Here is a 12,149-nt window from a genome sequence, read left to right as displayed (position 1 = left end):
CTTCTCTTTCTCCCTAAATCAATTAAAATGATAACGTTTCGACAATTCCTTGTTTTACACGGTCAACAGTCGGTAAATAATGATCTTCTATTGTAAACGGCGGAACCGGTACATCAAATCCTGTTACACGCTTAATCGGCGCTTTCAGGTAAATAAGAGCTTCATCATTAATGATGGAGATAATTTCCGCACCTAATCCGGCCGTCTTATGGGCTTCATGGACGATCAATGCACGACCTGTCTTTTTAATGGATTGCACGATCGCATCCCTATCTAAAGGGTATAAAGTTCTAAGATCGACCACTTCACACTTCCAGCCTTTTTCTGCTTCAATCTTTTTCGCGGCATTCAATGCCTCCCTTAACATGGCCCCCCATGCAAAAATGGTCAGGTCGCTTCCCTCCTGGACCACTTTTGCCTGACCGATTGGTATTCGGTACATTTCATCGGGAACTTCTTCCTTGAAGGCCCGATACAATTTAGTCGGTTCCAAAAAAATCACTGGATCTGGATCTTCGAGCGCTGAAATGAGCAGCCCTTTTGCGTCATATGGATTACTGGGTGCAACCACCTTTAAACCCGGAGTATGGGCAAAGAAGGTTTCGACACTTTCGGAATGAAGTTCAGGACCCCTGATTCCGGCACCATATGGCGTACGGATTACGAGGGGCACCCCAAATTGCCCACGAGTACGATACCTCATACGGGCAGCATGGGAAATGAGCTGCTCGAACCCCGGATAAATAAAGGCGAGAAACTGGATCTCCACTATGGGCAGCATTCCGTTAAGAGCCAAACCAATGGCAGAGCCGATGATTCCGGATTCAGCTAAAGGCGTATCCACAACTCGATCTTTTCCATACTTCTCATAAAGTCCTTCCGTCGCTCGAAAAACCCCGCCATTCACACCAATATCCTCACCCAAGATCATCACGCGATCATCATGATCCAGCATTTGGTCCAGCGCTTCCGTAATAGCCTGGAGCATCGTTAAATTTTTGCCCATCATTTCCTCCCGCCTTTCCTTAAGATTTGGTTCAATTCCTGCTTCTGTTCCTTAAGATGCCATGTCTCCTCAGCATATACATGGTTAAACATTTCGAGCGGGTCGGATTTCGGATACGCTTCGGCCCTTTTAAGGTGAGCATCGATCAGTTCGTTGAATTGCTTTAACACCAATTCTTCCTGCTCTTCATTCCAATGACCCTCTTTATTCAAATACTTTCTAAGGCGTGTAATAGGATCGCGGTTTTCCCTCCAGAACGTTGAAATTTCGTCCTGATCGCGATATATGTTCGGATTGTCTGCAGTAGTATGGGCGCCATAGCGAAAGGTAATGGCTTCGATTAATGTAGGCCCTTCCCCTTTAAGCGCTCTTTCGACAGCCTCCTTTACAGTCATCCATACGGCAAAAATATCATTTCCATCCACCCGCACCCCATGGATGTCATAAGCAGCAGCACGCTGGGATATTGTTTTTGATGCCGATTGCTTTTCAAAAGGGACACTGATTGCGTAGCCATTATTTTGGCAGAAAAAGATTGTCGGGGTTTTATAAACGCCGGCAAAATTCAGTGCTTCATGAAAGTCCCCTTCAGAAGTCGCACCATCGCCAAAATAGGCGATGCTAACATTCTTTTCGCCTTTAAGGTTACTTGCCCAAGCCGTTCCAACTGCATGAACCATTTGAGTGGCAATTGGAACACTTGGAGGCAATATCCTTTTTCCTTCTGGACAAATCGAACCATCAAAATGCGCCATCCAGTATAGGAAAACACGGTATAATTCCTGTCCATGAATGATTGCCGCTCCATGATCACGGTATGTGGGAAACATCCAATCCCCTGCCGACAATGCTAAAGCGCTTCCTGCTTGGGACGCTTCCTGCCCTTCGAAAGGTGCATAAGTCCCAATCCTGCCTTGGCGCTGGAGATTTATTGATTTTCGGTCAAATGTTCTGAGCAGGAGCATGCTCTCATACATCTTTAACATAAGTGATTTATCGATTTTTCCATCAATCGCTTCAATTATTTCCCCATCAGGAGTCAATACACGAAACATTTCCGGCTCAACTCCGCTTGAATGCGCTTTCATTATTGGGTTTCCCGTCTTTTCCATTTCATTTCTCCCCTTAAGATAGATTTGTTTCGCAAACTTACCTAGGTTTTGAACAGTCATGAAATAACAGCCCAAAATGTTTTTATTGGTCTTTCTGTCTGTGATTAAATGCTGTTTCATAAACTACATTTCCTTATATAAAAGGATAATACATCCATGTTTTTAATAATATGTTAAATAGAATGAATTTTTTACATATTACCTTTATTTAGAAGATGTTTTCTGATACTTCGCCTTCATTTTGAAAACGAGAACCTTTAATGGGGAATTTCATAATGATTACCTTCAAAATGTGATATGCTCCCGACAGATTTAGAACCTTCATCAAAAAAAATCCAGCACAAAAAAGACCCATTATATTATATATGGGTCTTAGACTGTATAAAAACTCCAAGAAATCAGTTGCCTACGTTTTTTCAACAGACAGTTGTTTTCAGAAATCCGCATCCCTTTGAGCCGACTGTCTGCCAAGCCTCCTCGACGCAAGCTTCTGTGGGGTCTCGGCTAGCCAGTTTTTCGGCAAGAGTGTCGCATATTTTTTCCATCCATTAAGGAGTTTAGGGAAAAACATGAAAGATAAACTAGTCTTAAATAGGGTTCGGAATAAGACGAAACTGCAGTTTTTTCTTTTAAAAATTCCAGTTGATTTCAGAAATCCGCTCCCTTTCCGCCGACTGTCTGCCAAGCCTCCTCGACGCAAGCGTCTGTGGGGTCTCGGCTAGCCAGTTTTTCGGCAGGAGTGTCGCATATTTCTTCCATCCATTAAGGAGTTCAGGGAAAAACATGGGAGACCCCGCAGGCGCGCCGAGGAGGCTCCCGCCCGCCCCCGGAAAGCGAGTACATGAAGTTGAAATCATTACACATACCCTCTTTCAGAAATCCGAAATTAGATCAATGTTACCCTTTTTGCATTTCAGGATGGGGTAGGACCCGCAACGGGAATTGCACCCAAAGGTAGAAAAGGTCTATTTTTCAAATGTTCCTTTAACGACAGCATGGCCATCTTTGACCATCATCTGCCCCATCGCGATAACACTATTTATTTCTAAAGTTCGTTGATTCATCATGATGATATCGGCGTCCTTACCTACCGAAAGCTTTCCCTTTGCAGAAAGCTTTAAAATGTTTGCCGGGTTTTCCGTCACAACTCGTAGGGCATCGGCAATTGCCACTCCATCCTCGAGGACCGCATCGACAACACAATCATATAACGACATGCATGTACCAATGTTCAAACCGCGCAGGTTACCGCTTCCATCGAAGTCAGGCAGGCTGGCTTGCCCATCTGAAGTTATGGTGATCTGCCCGATTTCAACGCCTTCTTCTAGTGCCATTTTAATTGCTGTACTTGCTTTGACCTCGCCTTCTTCAAGGAATTTCTGGATTGTACTTGTCGTAAAATCTATATACCCCCCTTTTTTTGCATATTCCACCCCTGCATTAAATAAATGCGGATTTCGGTTTATATGTGTAGGGTAGAACTGAGTGATCGGAATTTCCGTTGTCTCGACAACTTTTTCAATTACGTGCAAATGATCTAGACTGTCGCCGACATGAATATTGACGATACCGCTTTTCCCGGATAACAGACCTCCATTACGTGCCTGCGAGGCCAGTTTAGCGAGTTCAGCTGCAGTCGGCTGAGAAGAACGATGATCGGCAATGGCTATTTCGCCAACACCGATAATTTTATCCACAAGAATCAAATCATCCTCGATCTTTCCGGTTAACGTCTTGACTGGAACTTGATACGAACCAGTCTGAACGAAGCAGCTAATTCCTTCTTCTTCAAGCGCTCTCGCTTTAGCGAGCAGTGCAGGCATCGTCCTTGTCGTACCATCTGTGCCGATGACCCCTACCAAAGTCGTTATACCGGCTAAAGTGGCATCTGTTAATTGGATTTCAGGTGTCCTCGTTTTAAAACCCCCTTCCCCGCCTCCGCCGATAATATGTACGTGGGCATCTATAAAACCCGGAGCCACAATTTGACCACTCGCATCAATCACTTTCATTTCAACGAAATTGGCAGGTACATCAATCTGGTCCTCAATGAAGCCAATTTGCTTTCCAACCAAGAGGATATCTTTTTGGCCCATATATTCCGGTCCATAAAGCTCCCCATTTTTAATAAGCGTGAGCATTGTTCATTCCCCCTCCAAAAATTGAAATTTTCAAATAGGTTTCAAAATCTTTCACGCGGGTAAATATACAACATGACCCGCTAACAATTACATAAAAAAAGTCCAAAACATTCTTGTTCATTTTTAAACGTTGTAGCTGAATTGACATCTTGATTATGCTTTTCCAAAAGTATAAAAACAAAAGGAGTAAACGACATGAATAAAGTGATTTCTTCTGACATTCAAACAAATAAAAGATTATCCATGCGACAAATCATGAACCTATATCAAGTTACAAAAGAATTTAAAGGAAATATATATTTTATCTGCAACCATAAATTGGTCGATGCCAAGAAACTTTCGACTTTCGTATCCTTCGTGCTCATTCTTCAAGAGTGTGCAACGATGAAAGTCATACTTGAAGGCGAGAATGTACACGCCATGCTTGAAAAAGTACAGGCTATTTGTAAAGAAAATGATGAAAGTGCATTTCGTTTCCAATCGAACCAAACCGTAAATATTTAAATGATTCCAACTACGTTTGAAGAGGGTGTATTTATATGAGAACCATTTTAATGGTGATAGGCGCAATCGTCGTAATCGGCATAATAGCAAATCTCATTTTTTAAGAATGATGAAAGACTGTCAATGATTGACAGTCTTTTTTGTTGATTTGATTTAGAAAGGCTTGATCATGCTCCCGGACCTGGGAATCACCACGGAACCTCCCAGTCCCTCCATTTATTCAAGCCTTCCCGTATTTCATTTCCTTTGTCAATCCAATATTGTCTCTTCTTCTCCTCTTCTTCCTTCTCCTGTTGGTCAGCTATAAGTGCCTGTTGTTCTGCTATAAGCGGACCGATATCTTGAGCTTTAAAAGATTGAGCAGCTTGATTCTGTAAGGCTTTCGACATTATTTTTTGAAAGATGAGTGCACTTCCCTGACTGCTGTGTGTCGTTAGATAATGTTTTGCGTCCGTCTTATCATATCCCGCCCAAACAGCACCGACCAGCGAAGGTGAATAACCGATGAACCATTGATCTTTAACCCCTGATACTCCTTCGATGGGAACTTGTGTAGATCCTGTTTTACCTGCTATTTCATAACCGGAAACAGCCGCGTTTTTCGCTGTGCCATATTCCACTGTTCCAAGCAGCATGGCATTCATTTTGTCGACGGCGGCTACAGAGGTCACTTTGGTGCTTTTCTCTTTCCAGGCGGCAACCTCTTTTCCATCGGCATTTTCTATCCTTACAATGGCGTGGGTTTCCATCCGTTCCCCTTCGTTGGCGAAAGCAGAAAAGGCTCCTGCCATCTGCAGCGGGGACACACCTTTTTTCATCCCTCCTAAAGCGATAGACAGGTTTCGATCATCCTTGTCATATGGAATCCCAAACCGCTTAAGTGAATCAAGCCCCCTATCGATGCCAATCTCATTCAATAGCCAAACCGTCGGTACATTCAAGGAATTCATCACCGCTTCATACATGGGGACTTCTCCTTTATATTGACCACTCAGGTTTGTTGGCTCATATTCACCGAAGCTCATTTTTTCATCCTTTAAAGGGTCAGTGATATCATATCCCTCTTCAACAGCCGGCGTGTAAACGACAAGCGGTTTAATGGATGAACCAGGAGACCTTGTCAGTTGGGTTGCCCGGTTATATCCCATGAATTGGTGTTCACCCCTCCCGCCGACAAGTGCTTTTATGCCGCCTGTTTCAGGATCAAGAAGGACAGACCCGCTTTGAACCAGTTCCTCTGTACTCGTTCCAACCGGAAAATTGGCTGAATTCTCATACACGCTTTCTGTAGCCTGCTGCATGGACTGGTCCAGGGTCGTGTAAATTTTATACCCCTTTGAAAGCAGCTCCTCAAGTTTAATTCCATATTTACTCGATGCTTCCGATAAAACATGATCGACATAATAAGGATACTTACCTCTTAATGGATCGGTTTCCTTCTCCCCCATAAGAAGTGTCACCGAATCTTTTTTTGCGGCCGCTTCTTCATCTTTCGTCAAATAACCATGTTCCGCCATTCGCGAAAGAACCAAATCACGCCGCTTCACTGCACCGTCCAAATTCTTGTATGGATCAAGTTTGGATGGCAAGTTAATGACTCCCGCCAGCAAAGCTGCCTCGGCAACGGTCAATTCAGAGACCTCTTTGGAAAAATAAATATTTGCAGCCTTTTTGATCCCCCATGCCCCATGGCCAAAATAAACTTGATTCAGGTACATTTCCAGGATCTCATCTTTTGTATATTGATTTTCAACTTCCTGGGCTAGAAAAAACTCTTCTATCTTCCTCTTCAATGTTCGTTCCGATTCCAGCATCGTGATTTTCACAAGCTGCTGGGTGAGCGTGCTCCCGCCTTCAACAACACTTCCAGCCTTCGCATTTTTAACCAAAGCCCGCATGATCCCTTGATAATCTATGCCGTGATGTTCATAAAAACGGTGATCCTCAATGGAAACCACCGCTTGTTTCATATGTTCCGGTATTTCATCTATCGAGACGCCCTCGGATTTATTTGCCGTGATCGTACTGGCTAGATTCCCATCCAGATCATAGATTCCTGTCGGTTGCTGAAGACTATTTTCAAGATGACTTATATCAGCACCCTGCCTGAAATACAATAGTGAACCGGCGCCTACAACTGCAATCGCCAATATTATAATTAGACCTAATTTCACTAACCCTCTCATTTGTACCCCCAATTTCCCATCTGCGACATGTTTCATTAAAAATATTTTACCCTTTTTGTTAAAGAAAACTCGTCGATTGAATAAAAGGCGCTCTTTTCTTGTAGCACTTTACACGCGAATCGGCATCCTTACCGATGATATCCCTTCATCGTCTGTGCCTGCCAATTAACTGAAGGACCAATTTTCATCCTACCATTTTAACTATGCTCATATCTATCCTTTACCCGTAAAAGGCAATCTATATACCGATTAAAGGCGTGAAGCCATTTAAAAGCGGGTATAACACTATTAAGGTCTTATACAGGGGAGAGATGATAGTAATGAAAGACTTAAAACATATTGTCGTCGCTTTTGATGGAAATGAAGAAAGTAAACGGGCCGTCGAATATGGAGCAACATTGAAAAAGGCATTTCCAAAAGCTGAGTTGACCGTCGTTCATGTCCTAAATGATAAGGTTGAACAGCGTATCATGGGTAACGCCTCCGCGCCGGGGTTCGTGCCCTCTGCCGGATTTTATGTGGATCCAGTCCAGACACATCCTGTTGTTGAGGTTGACCAGCCAAGAAATCAAAAGGTAAATGACACCCCCTCCGCCCTCGAGAATAGTATTCAGAACGCAGAAAGTAATACGTTGAGATTGTTAAGTGAATGTCAAGTGACGGGGAAATTCGAACTATTGGAAGGATATGCGCCAGATAGCGTATGTGACTTTGCAGCGAGAAATTCAGCTGATCTTATCGTTGTCGGCAATAGCGATAAAAGCGGTTTGGAAAAATTCTTCCTTGGCAGTACAAGTAGTTCCATTGCGAAAAACGCACCATGTTCGGTATTCATTGCAAAATGAAAAATGAACGGTTTCTACCTGAGTGGTTCGAGTCATACATTCTCCGAAAAAGGCCGGATTCATATAGAATCCTGCCTTTTTGTTAATAGGATTTTTTCAGTATTACATTCGGAGCAGCCGAAAAACACCGGGTTGCTAATTGCTGCCCAAAACCACATCCAGCATCAGTGCTGACTATCAGGTTCAAAATGGCTGAACCAGAACCGTTCACTCCCAGCCTTTAGGCTCCCTTGTGGAAGTATTTAATTTTCGATCATCGGTTAGAATATCTATTAGTTTCTTTAAATGCCAATTAAAGAAAAACTGTACATGTCATCGAAACTCACCTTTTTACCATTTCATGTAAATATCATTTCGTTTATCCAACTTCTTTACAGACTTTCAATACACCTGCCGATAACCAAGTTAGAATACGACAATTTTTCTATAGACTCACTAAGGTTTGATTTCATTAAAAGCCTAATTTACATTGGGGAGGGAATGGACATGGATAAACATTCGATATCAGCTGAAAAAGGCGCCTACATAAGCATTGCCGCTTACATATTCTTGTCTGCTCTTAAATTGTCATTTGGTTATTTCGGTGATTCTAAAGGGCTTTGGGCTGATGGTTTAAATAATACGACCGACATCATCGCTTCCATAGCCGTTTTGATTGGTTTGAAAATTTCAAAGAGACCTCCTGATGATAATCATTCATATGGTCATTTACGGGCGGAAACCGTAGCGTCATTGGTAGCTGCCTTCATCATGATCACTGTGGGCCTTCAGGTTGTATACAGTGCCATTGAATCCTTCTTTCACCAAGATTCAACAACCGTACCCAGTATGCTGACCGGTTATGTCGCTCTATTCTCTGCCATCTTCATGTACGGAATCTACCGTTATAACCTTACATTAAGTAAAAAAATCAACAGCTCTTCCATCTATGCCGTTGCTCAGGATAATCGTTCCGATGCCCTTGTCAGTGTTGGTGCTTTCATTGGAATCATCGGTACTAAGTTGGGAATCCCTTGGCTGGATGCGATAGCTGCAGCAGTCGTTGGGGTCATCATATGCAAAACGGCCTGGGATATCTTTCGTGATGCGTCCATCTCTTTAACCGATGGTTTCGACGAGCAGCTCCTGCAAAAGATCGGACAAACGATTATATTGACAGAGGGTGTTAAAGACATGAGTGAAATTAAAGCACGGATGCACGGAAGTGAAATCCTGCTCGAAACTACCGTTCATGTCAACCCTCTTTTGACCGTCATTCAAGGTCATGATATTACAGTTAGAATCGAAGAAAATCTTTTGAAGGAATATAATATCCAGCATGTGATCGTACACATCGAACCATATGCATTTCATAAAAAAGGTAACCGTCATTAACTTTACGGATACCTTTTTTTGTTATTTATTCCTGTAATTACTGTAATAAAACTGTGTCAAAAAAAGGTATTTATTGATTGATTGCCGAATATTTATCCAATTGACACATGTTAAAGGAACAGTAATCTGTTATCATGAAAACAAGTTGTAATTATTTTGATATTTTGTAATTTTATTCAAATAAAGCACTTTCTGGGTCAAAAGTAAATTCATTTTCCTACAGTATGGAGGGCAAAATGGTATCTAATCGAGAAATGACCATTCACTTTTTATCTTCTCAAAAAAACAGTATCATTTCCAAATGGAAAGATGAGTTGCTGCATTTACCGGACGGATATCTGGGGTATTTCAAAGGAGAAGTCGAAAATATTTTTAATTTGCTAATGGAGCAGGTTGGAAAATCGGATACTGACATAGACGATGTACTGAAGGTCGTAGGGGAAAAAATTGCGGCTGATCGCGTTACTAAGCAATTGGATATGGAAAATTTCTTTTCCACTGCAACCATCGGGAGATCCGTCATCATAGAGCACATTTTGAATTCCGGAGCACACAAAGAAGAAATATCGGCTCTAATAAAACGGGTAAACGTTTACTTCGATAAACTCATTCATTTTGCATTATCCCATTATACCGAATTGAAAACGATGGAACTTGAAGAACGCTATCAATTCATAAGCCCAAACCATAAAGACCGTTTGACGCTCCTTGGCCAAATGACCTCAAGCTTTGTCCATGAATTCAGAAATCCACTGACTTCCATCATGGGATTCATACAATTATTACAGGCAGAACAACCTGAGATAAAGTACCTTGATATCATTTCAAAGGAATTGGATCAGCTCAATTACCGGATCACGCAATTTCTTAATATTTCCAAAAAGGAGACTTCAACAACACAACCTGATCTATTTTCCATTGCTCAGCTTGTGAATGAGGTGATCGAATTTTTATATCCCAGCATTTTGGAAGTTAATGCTTCCATTACATGCAATATTGCCGAGGATGCCGTAATTTCGGGTTCTAAAGAAGAATTCCGTCAAGTTTTACTAAATATTATATTAAATGCTCTTGATGTGGTTGCAGGGATGCCTTCCCCATCCATTTACATTTCAGGCTCTGAATCGCCACCCGGCATTCTTACTTTAAATATATCGAATAATGGGCCGAAGATACCTGACGACGTCCTGCCGAATATTTTTGAGCCATTCATCACCACAAAAAAAAGAGGAACGGGATTGGGATTATTCGTCTGTAAAGAAATCGTTTTAAAGCATCAAGGAACATTATCCTGTCACTCTACCGATTTCCTAACGACCTTTTCCATACAATTAAAAACTAAATAATGGATAAATATCCTTTTTTCCTTAGGGTTTTAGTGTGAAATTTTTGACTGATTGACGTCCAGTTACTTATACTAATAGGAAGGTTCCACTACTGATCGAGGTGAATGATCCTATAGATTGAAAATAAAAACCAGATTTCATACAAGATAGCGAATTATTTTTCCATCTAACATTTTATATACTAATATCATTTCATTCATTATTGGTTTTGGGAGGTGACTGGGATAATTAAATCGTTCGGCACATCTGGCGATTCAATAAAGTCCCACACTAATTGGACATATTAAGTTTTTTATTTGTCATTATTTTAATTGCTTTAACAGCCTTTTTTGTAGCTTCGGAATTTTCGATCATAAGGGTTCGCAGCTCCAGGATCGATCAACTGATTGAAGAAGGAAACAAAAAAGCCATTGCGGCAAAGAAGGTTACATCCGATCTTGATGAATACCTATCCGCGACACAGCTAGGAATTACCGTTACTGCCCTTGGACTGGGGTGGTTAGGACAACCGACCGTCCTCAAAATGGTTGGGCCCTTATTCAATGCCTTGAATATCCCACAGGAAGTTACAAGCATTCTGACATTTGTCATTTCATTTTCCCTGATTACGTTCCTGAATGTGGTTGTAGGTGAATTGGCTCCAAAGACGGTTGCCATCCAAAAGGCTGAGCAAGTGACCTTGGCAATTGCCGGCCCGCTGATTTTTTTCCATAAGATAGCCTTTCCCTTCATCTGGGCCTTGAACCATTCTTCCCGATTCGTTGTCGGATTATTTGGCTTTAAGCCAGCATCCGAAAGCGAAATAGCCCATACGGAAGAAGAATTGCGTTTCATCCTGTCAGATAGCTATAAAAGCGGGGAGATTAACCAGTCGGAATTTAAATATGTAAATAACATCTTTGAATTCGATGATCGAGTTGCCAAGGAAATCATGGTTCCACGGACAGAAATCATGACCATATCCAAGGATGAAACGGTACAGGAATTCGTCGATGTGGCCAAATTGGAAAAATACACTAGATATCCTGTTGTCGAAGGTGATAAAGACCATGTCATCGGCCTAGTGAACTTAAAGGAAGTTTTCTCGGATCTTATCAAGAACCGGGAAATCCATATCAAAGCGATTGAAAATTACGCTCGTCCGATCATTCGGGTAATGGAAAATATACCAATTCACGATTTGCTGTTAAAAATGCAAAAAGAACGCATTCATATGGCTATTTTGATGGATGAATACGGCGGAACTTCCGGACTTGTCACAGTCGAGGATATCCTCGAGGAAATCGTTGGGGAAATTCGTGATGAATTCGATATCGATGAAGTTGCCTCAATCAGGAAAATTAAAGAAGGACATTATATTTTGGACTCTAAACTTCTTGTAAAGGAAGTGAATGATCTTCTTGGCATTCACTTGGAAGAAGATGATGTCGATACTATAGGCGGATGGGTCCTTACTGAAAACTATGATGTGAAGGTAGGGGACATCATGGAAAAAGACGGATTCTGCTTTAAAGTGATTGAAATGGAAGATCACGCCATCCGTTCCATCGAGGTCACAAAAAAGGTCGTACATCTTCCTCTTGAAGGTACCCAAGGTTAATGATCAAAAACAGCCACGTAAAAGGTTATTTTACG

9 protein-coding genes are annotated in these 12,149 nt (G+C 41.8%); 5 read left to right on the top strand and 4 right to left on the bottom strand.

All coding sequences use genetic code 11. From position 1 onward, the window contains the following. Positions 1 to 22: 22 nt before the first annotated feature. The 3 genes from AC3WLU_RS08415 to iadA all read right to left on the bottom strand — a co-directional run bounded on the left by AC3WLU_RS08415 (position 23) and on the right by iadA (position 4,259). A complete protein-coding gene (locus AC3WLU_RS08415; protein ID WP_057275753.1) occupies positions 23 to 1,006 on the bottom strand; it encodes an alpha-ketoacid dehydrogenase subunit beta in 984 nt (327 codons plus the stop codon). Further along, a complete protein-coding gene (gene pdhA, locus AC3WLU_RS08410) occupies positions 1,006 to 2,118 on the bottom strand; it encodes a pyruvate dehydrogenase (acetyl-transferring) E1 component subunit alpha (RefSeq protein WP_492597102.1) in 1,113 nt (370 codons plus the stop codon). Before pdhA ends, AC3WLU_RS08415 begins: the two co-directional genes overlap by 1 nt. Positions 2,119 to 3,083: 965 nt before the next feature. Further along, complete coding sequence (gene iadA / locus AC3WLU_RS08405; protein ID WP_400450565.1) at positions 3,084 to 4,259, bottom strand: beta-aspartyl-peptidase; 1,176 nt, start codon at positions 4,257 to 4,259, stop codon at positions 3,084 to 3,086. A 195-nt stretch (positions 4,260 to 4,454) separates the two neighbouring features. Between iadA and AC3WLU_RS08400 the strand changes: the two genes are divergently transcribed. Beyond that, entirely contained in the window at positions 4,455 to 4,763 is a 309-nt protein-coding gene (locus tag AC3WLU_RS08400; RefSeq protein ID WP_034314818.1) for a hypothetical protein, read from the top strand. Between the two features lie 188 nt (positions 4,764 to 4,951). Here the strand turns inward: AC3WLU_RS08400 and AC3WLU_RS08395 are convergent, their stop codons facing one another. Further along, positions 4,952 to 6,949: a transglycosylase domain-containing protein gene (locus AC3WLU_RS08395; RefSeq protein ID WP_492597101.1), complete on the bottom strand. Its 1,998-nt coding sequence runs from the start codon at positions 6,947 to 6,949 to the stop codon at positions 4,952 to 4,954. 320 nt (positions 6,950 to 7,269) lie between these two features. Between AC3WLU_RS08395 and AC3WLU_RS08390 the strand changes: the two genes are divergently transcribed. The 4 genes from AC3WLU_RS08390 to AC3WLU_RS08375 all read left to right on the top strand — a co-directional run bounded on the left by AC3WLU_RS08390 (position 7,270) and on the right by AC3WLU_RS08375 (position 12,114). Beyond that, positions 7,270 to 7,794 (top strand): universal stress protein, encoded by a 525-nt coding sequence (locus tag AC3WLU_RS08390; RefSeq protein WP_063591904.1) that lies wholly within the window; start codon positions 7,270 to 7,272, stop codon positions 7,792 to 7,794. 486 nt (positions 7,795 to 8,280) lie between these two features. After that, complete coding sequence (locus tag AC3WLU_RS08385; RefSeq protein WP_095678222.1) at positions 8,281 to 9,168, top strand: cation diffusion facilitator family transporter; 888 nt, start codon at positions 8,281 to 8,283, stop codon at positions 9,166 to 9,168. A 236-nt stretch (positions 9,169 to 9,404) separates the two neighbouring features. Next, a complete protein-coding gene (locus AC3WLU_RS08380) occupies positions 9,405 to 10,514 on the top strand; it encodes a sensor histidine kinase (RefSeq protein ID WP_057275745.1) in 1,110 nt (369 codons plus the stop codon). A 274-nt stretch (positions 10,515 to 10,788) separates the two neighbouring features. Beyond that, the gene (locus AC3WLU_RS08375) at positions 10,789 to 12,114 is read left to right on the top strand and encodes a hemolysin family protein (RefSeq protein ID WP_413002197.1); all 1,326 of its coding nucleotides are present in this window, start codon (positions 10,789 to 10,791) and stop codon (positions 12,112 to 12,114) included. The last annotated feature ends 35 nt before the right edge of the window (positions 12,115 to 12,149 follow it).

It is taken from the genome of Peribacillus sp. FW305-BF15 (assembly GCF_058783805.1).
The sequence above is the reverse complement of the archived record's forward strand: the minus strand, read 5'-3'. Positions and strand labels throughout refer to the sequence as shown.